22 protein-coding genes and 1 pseudogene are annotated in these 16,839 nt (G+C 35.6%); 21 read left to right on the top strand and 2 right to left on the bottom strand.

What is annotated here, in order from left to right; all coding sequences use genetic code 11:
* The first annotated feature begins 55 nt into the window (after nucleotides 1–55).
* The 15 genes and pseudogenes from DS031_RS15670 to DS031_RS15600 all read left to right on the top strand — a co-directional run bounded on the left by DS031_RS15670 (nucleotide 56) and on the right by DS031_RS15600 (nucleotide 9,653).
* Nucleotides 56–871: an undecaprenyl-diphosphate phosphatase gene (locus DS031_RS15670; protein WP_113807018.1), complete on the top strand. Its 816-nt coding sequence runs from the start codon at nucleotides 56–58 to the stop codon at nucleotides 869–871.
* A gap of 36 nt (nucleotides 872–907) precedes the next feature.
* The gene (locus DS031_RS15665; RefSeq protein ID WP_113807017.1) at nucleotides 908–1,411 is read left to right on the top strand and encodes a hypothetical protein; all 504 of its coding nucleotides are present in this window, start codon (nucleotides 908–910) and stop codon (nucleotides 1,409–1,411) included.
* 82 nt (nucleotides 1,412–1,493) lie between these two features.
* On the top strand, nucleotides 1,494–1,763 hold the full coding sequence (locus tag DS031_RS15660) for a hypothetical protein (protein WP_113807016.1): 270 nt from the start codon (nucleotides 1,494–1,496) through the stop codon (nucleotides 1,761–1,763).
* Between the two features lie 182 nt (nucleotides 1,764–1,945).
* Complete coding sequence (locus DS031_RS15655) at nucleotides 1,946–2,818, top strand: LysR family transcriptional regulator (RefSeq protein ID WP_113807015.1); 873 nt, start codon at nucleotides 1,946–1,948, stop codon at nucleotides 2,816–2,818.
* Nucleotides 2,819–2,949: 131 nt separating this feature from the next.
* Entirely contained in the window at nucleotides 2,950–3,261 is a 312-nt protein-coding gene (locus DS031_RS15650) for a hypothetical protein (protein WP_113807014.1), read from the top strand.
* 15 nt (nucleotides 3,262–3,276) lie between these two features.
* Entirely contained in the window at nucleotides 3,277–4,194 is a 918-nt protein-coding gene (locus DS031_RS15645; protein WP_113807013.1) for an AEC family transporter, read from the top strand.
* A 137-nt stretch (nucleotides 4,195–4,331) separates the two neighbouring features.
* On the top strand, nucleotides 4,332–4,625 hold the full coding sequence (locus DS031_RS15640) for a Dabb family protein (protein WP_113807012.1): 294 nt from the start codon (nucleotides 4,332–4,334) through the stop codon (nucleotides 4,623–4,625).
* 160 nt (nucleotides 4,626–4,785) lie between these two features.
* Complete coding sequence (locus tag DS031_RS15635; RefSeq protein ID WP_113807011.1) at nucleotides 4,786–5,295, top strand: CBO0543 family protein; 510 nt, start codon at nucleotides 4,786–4,788, stop codon at nucleotides 5,293–5,295.
* 302 nt (nucleotides 5,296–5,597) lie between these two features.
* Nucleotides 5,598–6,608, top strand: a complete 1,011-nt coding sequence (locus DS031_RS15630) for an ROK family transcriptional regulator (RefSeq protein WP_113807010.1) — start codon at nucleotides 5,598–5,600, stop codon at nucleotides 6,606–6,608.
* Nucleotides 6,609–6,657: 49 nt separating this feature from the next.
* The gene (locus DS031_RS15625; RefSeq protein ID WP_113807009.1) at nucleotides 6,658–7,218 is read left to right on the top strand and encodes a sugar O-acetyltransferase; all 561 of its coding nucleotides are present in this window, start codon (nucleotides 6,658–6,660) and stop codon (nucleotides 7,216–7,218) included.
* 169 nt (nucleotides 7,219–7,387) lie between these two features.
* The gene (locus DS031_RS15620) at nucleotides 7,388–7,648 is read left to right on the top strand and encodes a hypothetical protein (RefSeq protein WP_113807008.1); all 261 of its coding nucleotides are present in this window, start codon (nucleotides 7,388–7,390) and stop codon (nucleotides 7,646–7,648) included.
* Entirely contained in the window at nucleotides 7,645–8,028 is a 384-nt protein-coding gene (locus DS031_RS15615) for a pepsin/retropepsin-like aspartic protease family protein (protein ID WP_113807007.1), read from the top strand. The genes DS031_RS15620 and DS031_RS15615 overlap by 4 nt, the downstream gene beginning before the upstream one ends.
* A 217-nt stretch (nucleotides 8,029–8,245) precedes the next feature.
* Nucleotides 8,246–8,605, top strand: a complete 360-nt coding sequence (locus DS031_RS15610) for a hypothetical protein (RefSeq protein ID WP_113807006.1) — start codon at nucleotides 8,246–8,248, stop codon at nucleotides 8,603–8,605.
* Between the two features lie 122 nt (nucleotides 8,606–8,727).
* Nucleotides 8,728–8,841, top strand: a pseudogene (locus tag DS031_RS15605) (acetyltransferase); the annotation flags it as partial.
* 305 nt (nucleotides 8,842–9,146) lie between these two features.
* Nucleotides 9,147–9,653 (top strand): hypothetical protein, encoded by a 507-nt coding sequence (locus DS031_RS15600; protein WP_113807005.1) that lies wholly within the window; start codon nucleotides 9,147–9,149, stop codon nucleotides 9,651–9,653.
* A gap of 384 nt (nucleotides 9,654–10,037) precedes the next feature.
* On the opposite strand, the gene DS031_RS15595 is transcribed toward DS031_RS15600, so the two are convergent.
* On the bottom strand, nucleotides 10,038–10,835 hold the full coding sequence (locus tag DS031_RS15595; protein WP_113807004.1) for a LysM peptidoglycan-binding domain-containing protein: 798 nt from the start codon (nucleotides 10,833–10,835) through the stop codon (nucleotides 10,038–10,040).
* 476 nt (nucleotides 10,836–11,311) lie between these two features.
* Between DS031_RS15595 and DS031_RS15590 the strand changes: the two genes are divergently transcribed.
* The 5 genes from DS031_RS15590 (at nucleotide 11,312) to DS031_RS15570 (ending at nucleotide 14,308) form a co-directional block, all read left to right on the top strand.
* Nucleotides 11,312–12,007, top strand: a complete 696-nt coding sequence (locus tag DS031_RS15590; protein WP_113807003.1) for a Crp/Fnr family transcriptional regulator — start codon at nucleotides 11,312–11,314, stop codon at nucleotides 12,005–12,007.
* Nucleotides 12,008–12,023: 16 nt separating this feature from the next.
* Nucleotides 12,024–12,455, top strand: a complete 432-nt coding sequence (locus tag DS031_RS15585) for a DMT family transporter (protein ID WP_113807002.1) — start codon at nucleotides 12,024–12,026, stop codon at nucleotides 12,453–12,455.
* 239 nt (nucleotides 12,456–12,694) lie between these two features.
* Complete coding sequence (locus tag DS031_RS15580; RefSeq protein ID WP_113807001.1) at nucleotides 12,695–13,048, top strand: DoxX family protein; 354 nt, start codon at nucleotides 12,695–12,697, stop codon at nucleotides 13,046–13,048.
* Between the two features lie 27 nt (nucleotides 13,049–13,075).
* The gene (locus DS031_RS15575) at nucleotides 13,076–13,837 is read left to right on the top strand and encodes a pirin family protein (RefSeq protein ID WP_113807000.1); all 762 of its coding nucleotides are present in this window, start codon (nucleotides 13,076–13,078) and stop codon (nucleotides 13,835–13,837) included.
* Between the two features lie 27 nt (nucleotides 13,838–13,864).
* Nucleotides 13,865–14,308, top strand: coding sequence for a MarR family winged helix-turn-helix transcriptional regulator (locus DS031_RS15570; protein WP_113806999.1), 444 nt, complete (start codon nucleotides 13,865–13,867; stop codon nucleotides 14,306–14,308).
* Nucleotides 14,309–14,450: 142 nt separating this feature from the next.
* On the opposite strand, the gene pdxR is transcribed toward DS031_RS15570, so the two are convergent.
* The gene (gene pdxR, locus DS031_RS15565; protein WP_113806998.1) at nucleotides 14,451–15,929 is read right to left on the bottom strand and encodes a MocR-like pyridoxine biosynthesis transcription factor PdxR; all 1,479 of its coding nucleotides are present in this window, start codon (nucleotides 15,927–15,929) and stop codon (nucleotides 14,451–14,453) included.
* A 107-nt stretch (nucleotides 15,930–16,036) separates the two neighbouring features.
* Between pdxR and DS031_RS15560 the strand changes: the two genes are divergently transcribed.
* Nucleotides 16,037–16,819, top strand: coding sequence for a PhzF family phenazine biosynthesis protein (locus DS031_RS15560; protein WP_113806997.1), 783 nt, complete (start codon nucleotides 16,037–16,039; stop codon nucleotides 16,817–16,819).
* The last annotated feature ends 20 nt before the right edge of the window (nucleotides 16,820–16,839 follow it).

Raw genomic sequence — 16,839 nt, 5'->3', positions numbered from 1 at the left:
CCCTCACTGATGGGAGTCTGCTTTATAACCGTTAACAATTAGCTAGGGGGATAACATGGGGGAATCAGAGTTTATCTATATGATTAAAATGATCGTAATCGGGCTCGTGCAGGGCTTTACCGAACCAATTCCGGTCTCGTCGAGCGGACATGTGATGATTGCGAGTGAAATGTTGGGTCTCGGTGAACAAGGATTTACGTTTGCGATTTTAACAAATACCGCTTCACTGCTTGCGATTCTCTACATATACAAACAAGATATCATCAGACTGATCGTGAACTCGATGTATTATTTGAAAACGAGAAATTCGCGCTTTAAAAGTGATTTTCGTTTTATTTTCTTCATCATCATTGGCACAATTCCAGCGGGTGTTCTTGGGATACTGCTAAATGACTATATTGCTGAAAATGTGACTATCACAACAATTGCCTTGATGCTCTTTGTGACAGGTACAGCACTGTGGTTGATTCGAAATAGTAAAGGAAGAAAAGACGAACAGCATCTTACCATAAAAGATGCGTTTCTTGTTGGCTTAGGTCAGGCTGCCGCGTTAACGCCAGGCATCAGTCGTTCAGGAGCAACGATTATTACAGCACTTGCAGTTGGCATGAAACAAGAGACAGCGCTTCGTTTTTCGTTTATGCTGTATATCCCGGTAAGTCTTGGCGGTGTCATACTTGGTTTTTCAGACTTTTTAAATGAACCGAATAAAGCAGACTTAGCGCTTCCGTATGCAGCGGCATTTTTGGCAACGCTTTTCATGACGTATTTTGCGTTAAAGTGGTTTATGAACATTATGAAAAACGGAAAACTAATTTATTTTACATACTACTGCTTCGGAGTCGGCGTATTGCTTTTAATTTTCTTCTAGTTACATAAAAACTTTCACATTGAATGGGTGCGGATGATGTTGAAAAGAATGATAAAAGTAACAGCACAGATTTTGAGTGTCCTACTGTTTGTATTTGTAATAGGATACGATCCTTTCGCAAAAGACACGATGGATTTTTATGAAGATACGAAAAGTATTGATTTGTCGGCTGAAAAGGTAAAATCTATTTCAATACATTCAACGGAAAACGATGTTACAGCTGCTTTTGGAAAGCCGAATGATGTGGAAGAAATAGCAAATCCAAAGTCAAAATATTTAAGTTATGACGAGATAGAGTTTGGAATCGCGGCAGACAAAGTAATTCGCTATTACTTCACTAAACATTATGAAACGGCTAAAGGAATTAAAATTGGAGATACAAAAGAAGAAGTAATCAAAGAGTATGGTCAAAATTATTATGAAAGAGTGGAAGGCGGCTTAAATACGGTTGGCTATTTTGATAAAGAAAATAAGATAAATATAGAATTTGGGTTTCGTGAAAATAAAGCTGCGGCAGTTATGGTTGGGAAAGTCGGCTAGAGAGAATATTAATCTATTTTACGTTTCAGTAAAAGCGGTATAGTGGAAGAAAATTAATTGGATTTGTTAAGGGGAGACTGGGATGTTAAATACTAAATTATCTCTACAAAGTGTATTCGCACTGCAAATTCTTTGGTTGGTGATGTTTTTTACTAATTTTCTTGGCGTTATCGGATCAAAAAGCGAGTTATTACAGGATATCGTCTGGTTGGGGATTCCTGCAATCGGCATTTTTGTTTCAGTTGTATGTTTGATTAAAAAGCGTTTTATAACTTTGGCAGTACTGACAATTGCTTTATCTTTTAGTGTTTTATTCTTTTGGGTTTTAGTAACTGGAATCACTCAAATGTAGGAAAGACATTTAATCATACTCTTTAACTCATTAATAAGAACTAAGGGGACAAGTTCAATCTTTTAAAATGGGAAAAGAGGCAAGTTTTCTGTCTCAGTGGCTTTTCTGATTTTATAGAAATTGTGCGATGGTTTAATAAATGTAAAAGAAAAATCTACCTGTAAAGCTTTATGGAGGACCGTATGGATGAACGCGATTGGAAAATATTAAAAGTTTTGTATGAAAAAAAGAACATTACAAAAACAGCACAAAGTTTATATATTTCACAACCTTCGTTAACGAAGCGAATTCAACAAATAGAAAAGGAATACGATCAAGCGATTATTAGTAGAGGAACGAAAGGAGTTCAATTTACCCCACAAGGAGAATATTTGGTGAAATGTGCAGATGAAATGCTTGCTCGTCTTCGTCATATTAAAGAAACGGTTCAAAACATGGATAACGAAATAAGAGGAACGTTAAGGTTAGGAGTTTCTAATTACATTACAAGACATAAGCTGCCAGGACTTTTAAAGCTGTTTAGTGAACAGTTTCCAAAAGTAAACTATAAAGTTACAACCGGATGGAGTCATGAAGCTTTTAACCATGTTTATAATCGTGACGTTCACATTGGAATTGTGAGAGGAGATTATCACTGGGGAGGAGCTAAGCAGCTTCTATTTGAAGAAAATATTTGCATCACTTCAAAAGAAAAAATAGCGCTTCAGGATTTACCGTCGATGACAAGAACTCAATATGACACCGATCCTACCTTAAAATCATTAATTGATAATTGGTGGACTAGAACCTTTTCTGAGCCTCCGTTGATTGGGATGGAAGTTGACAAAGCAGATACATGCAAAGAAATGGTAATGAATGGGTTAGGATATGGGATTCTTCCGAGTGTACTTGTGGAGGATAATAAAAGTTTATATTATATGAAGCTTCAGGATGAAAACGGGAAACCACTTGTAAGGAAAACGTGGATGCTTTATTATGAAGAATCTCTTGAAATAAAAGCGATTAAAGAGTTTGTTAACTTTGTTAAAAAATTGGATTTTAAGAAGGGTATTTAATTGAAGGGGCTGTCACTATGGAGACAGCCTCTTTTTGTGTATTCATTTTTTGAATGCCTGTCGATAGTTTATTTGTATTTCACTATTGTTTTTTAGCTTTTTATAATGAAATTACCGAGGGGGGAGTGAAAGTGAAGGAATTAGCGAGAAAACTGATCACAATGATAAAGGCGCATGAAGGGAAAAATTTTGACGCAATCTTACAGGATAAGATGGAAGATAGGGCGGGGTTTAGCTTTATGAGTCGTGTTAAATGTGGTGATGTTCACTTTCATCCGGAACGACTGATGGTTAGTGAGCCGATAACGGGAAACTATTTTTGTTTACCGCTCAACGGAATTAAAGAAATACATGATGAAACGACCGGTAAGGATGACGTGGCCTTCACGGTAACATACAACCATAACTATGAGGTCTTTATCCAGATCTTTCAACCATTTTAATAGAGGGGGAAAGTTATGGAGATTTTATTTCTGATTATAATGAAGGTTATCTTTCCAGTCTTTTTACTTATTGTGGTTGGAGCATTTCTCCATCGAAAATACACGTTTGATATGGGCACGTTGTCTAAATTAAATAACTTTTTACTAATGCCGGCAGTATGTTTTGCCAATATATATGAAAGTAAAATAAGTGGAAGCACACTTTTATATGTGATGAGTTTTCTGCTCTTACAAGCTCTTTTTTTGATTTGCGTAAGCATAAGTATTTCTAAAATATATAAATTTGAGTACGGGTTATCTGCAACTTTCAAAAATAGTGTTGTACTAGTAAACTCTGGAAATTTCGGATTACCTGTAAGTCAACTTGTTTTTCAGCACAATCCGTTAGGTTTATCTGTGCAAATTGTTGTGTTAATTTTTCAAAATCTTCTTACATATACTTATGGATTGTTTAACTGTGTGTCTGTTGATAAAAAAGGATTCCAAGCTATAAAGGTACTCTTAAAAAATCCAGTGTTTTACGCCTTTTTGTTAGGGATTTTTCTTCAAACAACATCGATAAAAATTCCGGAATTTATTTGGACACCAATAGAAAATACTTCACATGCTTTTTTAGCAATCGCTCTTATTACGCTTGGCGCACAAAGTGCATTTATAAAAATTCATAAACTGTCCACTCCATTGGTACTAAGTCTTCTCGGCAGACTGGTATTGGGACCTTGTATTGCGTTTGTGACAATTTCAGTATTAGGTTTAGAAGGAACCATTGCACAAGCGCTGTTTATTGCAAGTTCTTTTCCTACTTCAAGAAATAGCTCCCTTTTTGCGTTGGAATATGGAAATCATCCTGAATATGCTGCACAAGCTGTTTTACTAACAACCTTATGCAGCGTGATTACAGTTACTACTGTTGTATATATATATCAAACATAATATTTGTTTAATAGAATCTTTTCTTGGCTATTTTGGAGATGATTTAAAGGAACAGGCTGTTTAGAGCAGTTGCTAAATATCTAGTAAATATGTAAACTAGAAAAGTCACAAAAATAATGAGAATAGAGGGAATATTTATGATTCAACGTATTGTACTTGTAAAGTTTGCTGAAACTACGACTCAAGAGCAGCTTGTAGAGGTTTTGAACCGTTTTAAAGCGCTGGAAAATGTGTTAACAGGAATCGTTGAAATTCAAGCAGGTTTAAATGTAGCTGAAAGAAATAAAGAATACCAAGTAATGCTCATGGCTCGCTTTGAAGATCAAGCTGCATTAGATGCGTATGCTGCAAATGAAGATCATCAAGCTGTTGCGGCATATATTCGTGAAGTTGGCCGTGTTGATAGCATTGGTGTAGATATCGAGCTTTAATAGACATTAATGATTACATATCACACGTAGAGACATTGCTTATTGCAATGTCTGTTTGGTTTTCTTTTTAAGAGGAAAGCTGCCTGTTTCTCTATCTTGATAGTGTTTAAAAATTAGAAAAAAGGAGAGTATGATAGCTAAAAGGATAAGGAAGTTTGCTGTGTATTTATTATTCGTTGTCATTGTTTACCTTATTTTTGCAAAAATATTTGTGGATTGGAAGCGCTGGGAAGAGTACTATCCGACGATTCAATACTATATTATCTTTAATTTGCTATATAATTTTCTGTTTTATAATCATACATTGTGGGCATACAAAGCGGTGACAGTTAATTGGCTGAATCATACGTTAATTGATATTACATTTTCTTTTATTATCGTTCCGGTTGCTTTTATGATTTATTTACGATATTTTCCGAAACGAAGAGGATGGCTGTACATGGGAGTTTGGGTTGCCTATTTTTCTTTTCTGGAATTTTTATTTGTAAAAAAGGGTTTATTTATCTTTGATAACGGCTGGAACATCTGGTGGTCAACATTGTTTAACGTCATTTCATTTATTATGATTCGTCTTCACTACAAAAAGCCGTTAATTGCTTTAGCAGCTTCTGTTCCGGTTATCATCATCTTGTTATTAGTTTTCCATCCATCTTTAAGCGAATTAAAGTAAAGGATTAGAAAATGAATATATTATCCACACCATTGTTTCTTTTTCTTGTCATTTCTACATTTTTAGGAATGGCTGTTTACATTACTATCTTAAAAAATAAAAAGTAGCAAAAAAAGAAGAGCCAAGGAGACAGTGAACTGCCTTAAAATTATACTTGAGGCAAGCTGCTTGTCCCTTGGCTTTCTTGTTTTCAGAATATATGTTATATTATCACCAGCACTTATTAAAGATCTTTAATAAGTCTTTTGCTGGATACTTTTTAAATTTCTTTAATAAGTCTATTTTACCAGGTGGTGATGTTTATGAAGCCTACACCAAAATCGATGGGGAAAGTAATTCTTTCTGGAATTCGCAGGTCGCTTTTAGAGCTTGGAAGTGCGACAAAAGTGGAATTAAGCGAGAAATTAGAAATTAGTTTCCCGACAATTAGTAAGTTCCTAGCTCAGATGGAGAAGGATGGCGAAATACTTTCAGCCGGTTTAGATGAATCGAGCGGCGGAAGAAGAGCGAAACGATATACATACAATCCTGAGCATATGCTCGGTCTTGCTGTTTTCTTAGAAAAGAATGAGACAAATTATACTATTTTTAATTGTGTCGGAGAAGTGAAGGAGCAGGGAAAAGATTCAAGTGTATTAATAGAAGACGGGATAAATGTATTAACAAGCTTTATCGAAAAAATCATAGCTTCAAATTCAAAAATACGCTCGATCGCAGTTGGGGTGCCGGGTTCGGTTGATACTGGCCGGATTTTTTTTATACCAGGCTACGAGCAGTTTCAAAATGTTGATTTAACAGGATACTATGAGAAACATTTTTCCATCCCGGTTGCCGTTGAAAACGATATGAATGCTGCTGTTCTCGGTTATCACTATAATAAAGGGATTCAGGATCATCAATCGCTTATTTATTTGTACTCTGGTCAAAATGGTCCTGGTGCAGGAATTATGATTAATGGAGATGTCGTAAGGGGAAGTACCTTTTTCGCAGGAGAGGTTTCTTTCGTTCCACAGTATAATGACAAAAACTTTGGTCAGGTGCTTGAAGATGGAACGCTCAGCGACGAGACTCAGGTTGATGCGATCAGCAGATTAATAGCGTCATTTGCGGCGACGATTAATCCTCACAGCATTATTTTTTGTAAGGATAAAGTGGACGAAGTAATCTTAGAAAAAATCGCAATAGGAAGTTCAAAATATATCCCATCAGAACATCTTCCAAAGCTGACAGCGAGTGATTGGAAACAGGACTATTTATACGGCCTGCAGCGTCTTGGACTTGATTTGATGCTGAATGAAACAGAAGTAAAATAATCGGGAAATGCATGTGTTAAAAAAATAGATTTGAAAGTAGGTTAAAAAAATGAAAACCGAAAAAGAAAAAATGTTAGCCGGAGAAATGTACAATCCCGCTGATTCCGTATTATTAAAAGAACGTGAAGAAGCAAGACGAAAAGTGAGAATATATAATCAAACATTGGAAACAGAAGGGGAAAAGCGGACGAAATTATTAAAAGAACTGCTCGGTTCCACCGGCGAAAATGTTTACATGGAACCGAATATTCGGTTTGATTACGGCTATAACACCCACGTAGGAGAAAACTTCTTCGCAAACTTTGACTGTACGATTTTAGATGTTTGTGAAGTGCGCTTTGGCGATAACTGCATGCTTGCTCCCGGCGTTCAAATTTATACGGCAGCGCACCCGCTTCATCCAGCTGAACGTAATTCAGGGAAAGAATTTGCAAGACCGATTTCGTTTGGAAATAACGTATGGATTGGTGGAAATGCAGTCATAAATCCAGGTGTAACAGTAGGCGACAATGTTGTGATCGCATCAGGGGCAGTCGTAACGAAAGATGTACCGGATAACGTTGTCGTGGGCGGTAATCCTGCGAAAGTGATTAAGCAGATTGAAATATAATTTATTGTTTTGTTGTGAAAAAATAGGATAAAGTTTAGCGGAATTTAAAATAATGACGCCTATTGTTTTAGCTCCTTTAGCAGGATAGTAGAGTGATTTTAGGTAGAAGGGTGTTTTCACAAAGCTGTATGTTAAGATAAGCATAAGAACATTTGAGGAGGTAATTATTTTGAAATGGACGGAAATAAGAAATCAGTATCCTGATAAGTTTGTGTTAGTCGAAGCCGTCTCTGCTTACTCAAAAGAAAATAAACGAATTATTGAAGAAATGTCTCTTATAGAAGAATATACAAGCTCTAAGGAAGCGTGGAGTGGGTATAAAAAAATACATCTTGAATTCCCTGAAAGAGAATTATATATCTTTCATACGAGTAAAGAACAAATTGAAGTGGAAGAACAACGCTTTATTGGTGTTAGAGGACGTATATGAAAATAAGGTTAGAAAACGGTCTTCCCATTGCAGAATTGGAAATAACACATAACGGAAAAACAATTGTATTGGAAAATGTTCTTCTAGATACAGGATGTGCAGCGACAATATTTGATACAGACCTTCTCGCAGAAATAGATGTAGAACTGGATATTATTAATGGAAAATCTAAACGAATGTACGGAGTAGGCGGATATAGCGAGCTGTGTTATGAGCAAAATGTGAAAAATGTAGAGATTGATGGACAAAAACTTGATTTATTTTTGATGCAATTAGGAATGACGAAAGACCTCTATGATTTTGATGGGATCTTAGGAATTGACTTTATGCTAAAAACAGGCATGATGATTGATTTTAAGGAGCTAGTAATAAAATATTAAAGTATGTTAAAAGGAGCAGTTTTTCTTAATAAGAGGAATTGCTCCTTTTATTTATTAGAAATAGATACCGAAATGGAAAATTTGATGTGGATTTAATAAAGGTGATACTCATTTTCTTCCTCTTTTTCAATTAATAACTCTTTTTATAAAAGGAATCATTGCTGGTTAGGGATTTATATAAATTACCCGATAAAATATAAGTATGCAGGGAGAGCTTATGAGAGGAAGACCGGAACTTAAAATAGAAGCAGAAAAGCTTTATAAAACAAAGAAAAACCCTAATGGCATGTTTGTGGCACGGATGATCCAGATACCGAAAGACGAAGAAAAGCTGGATTTTGTTTTAGAGATTCAAAACCGAAAAAACAAGCAAATTACTTATAAAGAAATCTTGGTTACAACAGATAATGATTATTATTCCTTTCGGCTTGCACGGGGTAATGTTGAATGGGTGTCTTTGTATGCAGTTGCGGTATGGGACAGGCTCGATCATAGATTAGTCGAAGTCGCAGCGTTAACAGGTAAGGAAAATTATCGTATTTCTGATGAACATTGTGCAGTATATCGGGAAAAATGAACAAATATTATTTTAAATCTTAGAAAATATTGAAATGGTCTTGTTTCAATAAACGCAGTTTTAGAGCCAAGGGGACAGGTTGCTCGCCCTCAAATAATACTTGAGGCAGGCGGCCTGTCCTTTTGGTTTTGGACGACAATGTTGTCATTGCATCAGGTGCAGTCGTAACGAAAGATGTACCAGATAATGTTCTCGTTGGGGGAAATTCAGGTAATGTTATTAAACAGATTAATTAAAGTTAGTATTTTCTTAAAATGCATTGCAGGTGAAATATGTTATTTTGAGGTTGTTTTTTGCTTTTACTCATGACATCATCTACCTTTATAACATTGATTAAAACCTAGGTATTGTTAATAATCAACCTTAATATTAAATTATTGAAGCTGTAGTTGTAATCTTTCTTCAAAATAATAAAAGCCACTCAATGAGTGGTTCCGATAAGGTCAGATTATGTTAACTAGATTTGTATTATACAGCATGCATTGAATAACTCAGATAATAATGACAAAAAATAGTCATAAATAATGATAGGGAGAAAATTATGGACAAATTTTTAGAGAATTTGGAATATACATCAAAAGGTACATGGTATCCCATTGGAGTTGCCATTATTGTATTTCTTTTTATGGTATTTATGCATAAAAGACTAAGTTGGAGACAAAACTTTTTTGCCTTTTGTGTGATTGGTTATATGACATGGACGATAGATGTAATTGTTGGAAGCTACATAGATGTATTTGATTTGGGAAAGAAGCATAGTGAAGGAATAGGTGAATTTGTTTCCTATGCAGTTATACCTGAATCGCTTTATGTGATATATCTTAATTATCTAAAGCAAGAAAAGAAATGGTTATATGCTTTATTTTTTACAGTTTTGTCCTTTTTATTTGAATGGGGATTGGTCAAAGTTGGATATATGAAATTGACTGGATGGCGAACTTGGTACACTATCCCTGTATATTTTGGAGTTTTTGGTTTTATTTTGCCTTGGCTTTTACAGTTGCTTAGAAGAGAATTTAGTGTTGAGAATAAAAAACAGAATATCTAAGATTGATCTAAGGAAAATACTTCAAATTAAAGAGAAAGCAAAATAAAAATAAGTTACTTATAAAATGATATTTTGTTAAACTGAAAACACCTTGATCACTACTAGATCAAGGTGTTTTTTGGTTCCGAGAAGGATAAGGTTATGGAAACTAAAAGTAAATACTGTATGCATCCTTATTCAACGGTCGATTTGGGAAAGGACATGTTTGTTTATATACTACTTTTATAATAAGGTCAAAGTATAATCTACTATATAAGAGCGGTTAAAATGAAAATAACATTTCCCATTAAGTTTTTAAATAGATGATTTTAAGTAAACTCTCCTGAGAAAAATAATCCAAGAGAGTTATTAGTTTGAATACGTATTAACAAGGGATAATCTTTTCTAAAAATAAATTTTGATTCTTACTAAATCTTGAATGCTTCCATCTTTAGGGCTTCTCGTATAGACCCAAAGTTCACCGTTATTTGTTGTAGGTGTTCTGTCAAATGGTAAAGTATTAGTGAAATTTCCATACTCAGGTGCTCCTGCATCGGCTGTTGTAAAACGTTCGTTCGAAACAATGACTCCGTTATCATCTCTTATTTGATGTAAAACATTAGCTTCAAATGCTCTGGCATTACCTTCTATTCGCTGCCCATTACGAACTTTCATCCCTGGAAGAGGGTCCCATACCACAATATTTACAGAGGTTGGAAGAGGGATGAGTAAATAAAACTCTGGCCAAATTAAATCGAGTTTAAAACCTGGTCGATCTTGATTTGCTTTTTGAATTTTTGAAAGCGACACTCCAAACCTTCGCGAAATGGCTGAAAGTGTGTCTCCAGATTGTATTTCATATATAAATGCAGGTACTATTAATTGTTGATCAGGAAAAATAAGATCAGGGTTTTCTAACTTATTAATACCAGAAACTAAATCAATAAATGTACTAAATCTAGCAGCGATATGACTGATTGTATCTCCAGATTTAACAACATAAGTTACTTTTCCTGTTTTTGAAAGACTCGGAACAACCAGTACATCTCCGGGGAAAATAAGTCCTGGATCTGTAACAGGCTCAAATAAGTGGTTTGCTCGTTCTATTGCTTCTACTGTGCTCCCGAATCTGCGGGCGATCGAATATAATGTGTCACCTCGACGTACTGTATAAATATAATTTTTCTTAAAAACAATTGTCATTTTTTCACAACCTTTTTTTTACTATATGTTATTAAAAAAGGGGAAAAGGGGGAAGGGCAAACCATTTAATACATACGCATATTTAATTGCCAGCACAACTGTTAAAAGTGTAAAACTAACAGAAATAACACTAATAAAACTTTTATATTAGTTAATAAGTTTAACAAAATGGTTACTTTGTTAAACTCATCCATCCCCTAAACAAGCAGCCAAACCCTCATTCAACCAAGGGTTTGGCTTTTTCGTATGAAAAGAAGCAATTTCACTTAAACATATTGAATGTATTTGTATCACTCAGTTTAATTTATTGGATGATCATAATGGATATTGAACCTGGCATCATTTCTGTGTTACTAGCAGCTGCTGCCCCATTACTTTTTTCGTTTTATAGCAAAAAAGGACAAATGTCCTTTCCTTTATAGCATCATACATATTACTATGAGTGACAGGAAAGATAATTGTTAGGGTGATAAACAATGAAAAAAAGTAACGATAAACAATTGCTGTACGACTTGCTTCATATGCATGATCTTTTCACAGTATTTGATGAAGAACATCTCGATAAATTCAACTTGTATACGTTTGAAAAAGGAGAAATCGTTTGTTCTGTTGGAGATCCTTTAGAGGAACTGCTCCTGTTAGTAAAAGGAAGAGTAAAAATATTTACGTCTTTACCGAATGGAAAGTCGCTTTTACTTAGGTTTAATAATGCACTGTCAATAATCGGAGAAGTAGAATTTGTAACAAAAAAGAATGCAAGAAACACAGTTGAATGCGTGAGTGAATGTATGTTGATTGGAATAAAATTCGATTTTCTTTCTGAACATTATTATCACAATCCAACTTTTCTTCAGTATATCGTCCATCACCTTGCAAATCGATTATATTCCTCTACGACCGCTTCAAGTCTTAACCTTCTCACGAGAGTAGAAAACAGGTATGCGAGTTATTTATTATCGATGTTGACAGCGGTTGACGGTACGTTTGTAGAAGAAGTGAAAACATCAAATTTAGTGGAAACGGCAGAGTTGTTAGGGACAAGCTATCGTCATCTTAATAGAGTCATTAACGAGTTAGTTGAAAATGATGTGATCGAGAAAAGAAATGGTCGCATTTTAGTAAAAAACGTAAAGAAACTAGAAGAATTGGCAGATGGGATAAAATACGAATAATTTGATGGGGGATAGAATGGTAAAAGGAATTGTATTTTCATTACTCGCAGGCGTTTTAATCGCAGTGCAGGGGATTTTTAATACTAACGTAAGTTCAAAAGCGGGGTTATGGTTAACGACTACAATTGTTCACGGTGTTGGTTTAATTGGATCTGTTATTATTTATTTTCTTGTAAAAGACGGAAGCATCAAAAGTCTCTTTGAGGTGAATAAGGTTTATCTCTTAGGTGGTTTATTCGGCGTCATTATTGTATTTAGCGTTATGCAGGGGATCACACATGCTGGACCGGCCTTTTCGGTTTCCGTTTTATTGATATCCCAATTACTCATCGCCTTACTGATCAATACACTCGGATTGTTCGGTATTGAGCCAATTTCGTTAAGTCTGAATAAAATAATTGGAGTAGCAGTCATGATAGGCGGCATCGTAATTTTTCAATTCAAATAACAAATAAAGAAGTGCTGCCGGAGATGATGAGCTGAGCGGAAGTACCTGTAAACTGTGATGCCGGCTTTTTTTATGGCTTAAAAAAAATAAATATGAACAGCAGTTATTAAAACAATCCACATAATTTGGATTGTTTTTTTGTTGACATATATTTATCCTAATATTAGAATAAATATATGCTAATTTTAGTATAAATAAAATTAATATAAATAATATTAGGATAAAGGGAGAGGTTTTAAATGGGTATTGTATTAATTATTCTTCAAGTTTTATTAGGATTAGGATTTCTAATGTTTGGATTTATGAAATTCGGTTCAAAGCAATTGGTCGATGAATTTAAGCGTTACGGGTATCCGGCAGCCTTTAGAATATTTACAGGTCTCGTTGAAGTAATTGCAGCGGTATTAGTAATCGCAGGTATTTGGAATGAGACATTTGCTGCTTGGGGTGGTTTATTGGTTGTTGCAACAATGCTTGGGGCAATTTTTACGCATATTAAGGTGAAAGATCCTGTAAAGGCAATGATGATGCCGATTGTTTTATTCGTTCTTGGATTGGTTGTATTACTTATAAATTTCGGGTCATTACTTTAAGACTATTAATATAAAGGAGTGATTAAAGTGGAAATAAACATTATTAAACCAGAGAATCAGGCGTTTGGACAGTTTGATGACGGAAAAATAAAAGAACAAAAACCGATCGGCTTTTCTGGCGAAGGATCACAAATAAATAGACTAGGACCATTATTTTATTGGGCTTGGGCAAAAACGGAAGGCGAAGGCAGTATTGGTTTTCATCCTCATAAAGGTTTTGAAATTTTAACTTACAATATTAAGGGGAGAGGTCGTCACGAAGATACGCTTGGTACGATTAGTGAAATCGGTAGTGGTGGTGTTCAAGTGATGCAAACCGGATCAGGTGTAGAACATGCCGAAACGGTTCTTGAGCCATCAGAATTTTTTCAAATTTGGTTTGAGCCCCACTTAAGCCAAGCGATAAAGCGCACACCAACTTACTCACAATACGTGCATGAAGATTTCCCAGTCAACTTAGAAAACGGTGTAACAGTTAAGACGATATTAGGGGAACATTCACCAATCAATCTCGTAACAGACGCCAAAATGTACGATGTTGAAATTGGAAATGGTGCAGCCTATCAGTATGATCTTTCACCTAATCGGACACTCGCGGGCTTAGCGATTACAGGTAATGGTGGAGTTATCGATGAATTAGCGGTATCATTTGGTCATAAGGATTTTATCATGTTTCAGTCAGAGAAAGTTGAACGCTTTACCATCCAGGCTAAAGGAGAAAAACTTCGGATGCTTCTCGTCGAAATTCCAACTGAAGTTGATTATCCTTTATACAGAAAACCAAGATAAATTTAATCGTTAAAGGGGGGTCTCGGGATGGAAGATCAAAATAATCTGGATTTAAGATTGCTTCGTATTTGGATGAAAGCAACAAAAGCTGTTGCTGACAACATTCAAAAAGATATTCAAAGTCACAACCTTAGTAATGAAAATTTTATGATTCTTGAACTCCTATACAGCAAAGGTCCTCATCCTGTCCAAAAAATTAGTGAGAAATTTTCGATTCCTAGTGGAAGTATCACCTATGTAGTTGATAAGTTAGAAAAGAAAGGGCTTGTTGAAAGACAGCCAAACCCTAATGATAGAAGAGCTTCTAATGTTGTTCTGTCAGAGAAAGGAAGGGCGCTGTTTGATGAGATTTTCCCGAAACACGCGGCAGCCGTTTCAGAAAATCTATCTTTTGTGACGAACGAAGAGAAAGAGCAGCTCATTGCGTTATTAAAGAAAATCGGACTCGGTGCCGAAAGTTTACAGCAATAACAGGCAAAACATCAGTGAAAAAAACAACAGATGGACTAGAGTAGAGCTAAAGGGACAGGCAGTTTGCACTAAATAATACATGTGCCAGGCTGCCTGTCCCTCCGGCTTTTGTTTCTGTAACGAGTCAAGATGAGATCTAAAATCAAAAAAGTGGAGAGCTGTCTTGCTTTTTACTTAAGTCAACAGCGGATTGAAGGATGCTGCAAATGATCGTAACACCTTGTTTTAAGTGCAGCTCATTCATATAAGAAAAGCTTAATCGTAAATGATGATTTTCTTGTTCCGAAGGGTAACAAGCAGACCCAGGTAAAAAAGTGATTTGTTCTTTTTTAGCTTCTATTAAGAGGTGATCAGTATTAATCCAGGAAGGAAGAGTGAGCCATACATTTAATCCTCCTTTTGGTATGAACCAAGAAACTTCTTCAGGTGAATGTTGTGACAGAATCTCTAGAACAAGATCACGCCTTATTTTTAGAGCCGTTCTTAATTTTTTTAGATGATTCATCATTCTTTTTGAATTAATAAAGGGAGTGATGGCTTTTTGTGTGAGTAAAGGACTGCCTAAGTCGGTGTTAGCTTTGGCAGCTAAAAGACGTTTAAATATAGAACCGGAAGCAGCTAATATCCCAATTCTACAGCCTGGTGCCAATGTTTTGCTTAACCCTTTCAAGTAAATAACATGCCCGTATTGATCCAAACTTTTCATTGATGCTGGAGGCTTTCTTTCAAAATAGATTTCACTCCATGGATCATCCTCGATCACTAAACACTGCGTACTTTTAGCAATCTCAAGAATTTGTCTGCGGCGTTTTGTAGGCATTAGAGCACCAGTTGGATTGTGAAACGTAGGAACCGTATAAATAATTTTGGGTTTATATTTATCACACAAATTGTAAAGCAAATCTACTCTCATGCCATCGCTGTCAACTGGAACGGTAAGAATGACAGCACCTCTCCCGCGAAACACATCAATAGCTCCCGGGTAAGTAGGAGCTTCCATGACTACTACATCACCTGGTCCAACGAATGTACGAGCAATGAGGTCAATCCCTTGTTGTGAACCACTTGTAACTAAAATATTATCAGGAGAAGTGGGTACATCTATACTGTTCAAATACTCAACCATTGCCTCTCTAAGCATCTTGTCACCTTGAATCTCTCCATACTGTGAGAGAACTTTCGGGTTTTCAGAAAGCATACTATGAATCTCCTGCTCTAAGTACCGATTAGGTAGAAGTCCAGGATCAATCATAGAAGATGAGAGATGAATCTTTTCAGGGACTTGATGGAAACGAGCGAATTGAGATCTAGGTAAATAATCTTGAACAGAAAGCTGCCAGTCGTATGAACTGGTTTCTTCTTTCCTTGCATTTTCTTCTGACTTTGTTTTTCTAATAAACGTTCCTTTGCCCTGAACAGATGTGATAAATCCCTCTTGTTCCAGCTTTTGATAGGCCTTTACTACAGTAACTAAACTTACTCCAAGCTGTTTTGAGAGCTCCCGTACAGAAGGTAATTGGAATTCTTCTTCTAAGAGATCGGAACGAATATGATCGAGAATTGAGTGGTATATTTGCTTCGTTAGTGATATGTCAGCATTCCGTTGAATTTCAATGTGCATAAGCTTATCTCCTTTAAGTGTTATATATGGGGGTTGAGTGTTATATATAAATACATTTAAACTACCGTTGAATTGTTAAAACACATTATAACACTGGAGGTAATGAAATGAAATATTTTGTAGTTGATGCTTTTGCAGAAAAAGTTTTTGAAGGAAATCCAGCAGGAATATGTATTATGAATAAGTGGATTTTAGATGAACTTATGCAGAAAATAGCGATTGAAAATAACCTATCGGAAACAGCATTTGCAGTAAAAGAAGGAGATCATTATCGACTTAGTTGGTTTACACCTGGAGGAGAAATTAACCTTTGTGGTCACGCCACGTTAGCAGCGGCATTTATCATTCTGAATTATTATGAGAAGAGATTAGACACTGTCAAATTCAATACAATTAGTGGAGAGTTAACGGTAACTAAGCAAGATGATTTATATGAACTGGATTTCCCTGCTGTTCCCTCAGAAGAAATTTCTGTTACTGATCAAATGATCAAAGCTTTGGGAATTGTGCCAAAAGAAACATACTTAAATAGAGATCTTGTATTTATACTAGAGTCCGAGGAAGAAGTGAGAAACGTAAGCCCTGACTTTGCCAAATTAGAAGCATTGCCGGAAGGGGTGGGTGTTAGTGTTACAGCCCAAGGAAGCGAATTTGATTTTGTTTCCAGAGCGTTTTTCCCTAAATTAAAAGTAAACGAAGATCCCGTAACAGGTTCCTTGCACTGCAGTCTAGTTCCTTTGTGGGCAAAAAGGTTAGAAAAGCAGGAATTAGTTGCAAGACAGTTATCTAACAGAGGCGGTACACTTTATTGTAAACATGAAGATACACGGGTAAAGATGGCTGGAAAAGCAGTACTGTATTCAATAGCAGAGATAAATATCGGGATTTAACATAAAAAACTTTTACTTTC

The organism is Bacillus taeanensis, assembly GCF_003318295.1.
Lineage (GTDB): Bacteria > Bacillota > Bacilli > Bacillales > UBA6769 > Maribacillus > Maribacillus taeanensis.
Note: the sequence above shows the minus strand (reverse complement) of the source record. Positions and strands in the feature narration are given on the sequence as shown.

Bases quoted from the DNA above. Each gene is read 5' to 3' on its own strand.
- DS031_RS15670 (WP_113807018.1), top strand. From the start codon at position 56: ATGGGGGAATCAGAGTTTATCTATATGATTAAAATGATCGTAATCGGG.
- DS031_RS15665 (WP_113807017.1), top strand. From the start codon at position 908: ATGTTGAAAAGAATGATAAAAGTAACAGCACAGATTTTGAGTGTCCTA.
- DS031_RS15660 (WP_113807016.1), top strand. From the start codon at position 1,494: ATGTTAAATACTAAATTATCTCTACAAAGTGTATTCGCACTGCAAATT.
- DS031_RS15655 (WP_113807015.1), top strand. From the start codon at position 1,946: ATGGATGAACGCGATTGGAAAATATTAAAAGTTTTGTATGAAAAAAAG.
- DS031_RS15645 (WP_113807013.1), top strand. From the start codon at position 3,277: ATGGAGATTTTATTTCTGATTATAATGAAGGTTATCTTTCCAGTCTTT.
- DS031_RS15640 (WP_113807012.1), top strand. From the start codon at position 4,332: ATGATTCAACGTATTGTACTTGTAAAGTTTGCTGAAACTACGACTCAA.
- DS031_RS15630 (WP_113807010.1), top strand. From the start codon at position 5,598: ATGAAGCCTACACCAAAATCGATGGGGAAAGTAATTCTTTCTGGAATT.
- DS031_RS15625 (WP_113807009.1), top strand. From the start codon at position 6,658: ATGAAAACCGAAAAAGAAAAAATGTTAGCCGGAGAAATGTACAATCCC.
- DS031_RS15615 (WP_113807007.1), top strand. From the start codon at position 7,645: ATGAAAATAAGGTTAGAAAACGGTCTTCCCATTGCAGAATTGGAAATA.
- DS031_RS15610 (WP_113807006.1), top strand. From the start codon at position 8,246: ATGAGAGGAAGACCGGAACTTAAAATAGAAGCAGAAAAGCTTTATAAA.
- DS031_RS15600 (WP_113807005.1), top strand. From the start codon at position 9,147: ATGGACAAATTTTTAGAGAATTTGGAATATACATCAAAAGGTACATGG.
- DS031_RS15595 (WP_113807004.1), bottom strand. From the start codon at position 10,835: ATGACAATTGTTTTTAAGAAAAATTATATTTATACAGTACGTCGAGGT.
- DS031_RS15590 (WP_113807003.1), top strand. From the start codon at position 11,312: ATGAAAAAAAGTAACGATAAACAATTGCTGTACGACTTGCTTCATATG.
- DS031_RS15585 (WP_113807002.1), top strand. From the start codon at position 12,024: ATGGTAAAAGGAATTGTATTTTCATTACTCGCAGGCGTTTTAATCGCA.
- DS031_RS15580 (WP_113807001.1), top strand. From the start codon at position 12,695: ATGGGTATTGTATTAATTATTCTTCAAGTTTTATTAGGATTAGGATTT.
- DS031_RS15570 (WP_113806999.1), top strand. From the start codon at position 13,865: ATGGAAGATCAAAATAATCTGGATTTAAGATTGCTTCGTATTTGGATG.
- pdxR (WP_113806998.1), bottom strand. From the start codon at position 15,929: ATGCACATTGAAATTCAACGGAATGCTGACATATCACTAACGAAGCAA.
- DS031_RS15560 (WP_113806997.1), top strand. From the start codon at position 16,037: ATGAAATATTTTGTAGTTGATGCTTTTGCAGAAAAAGTTTTTGAAGGA.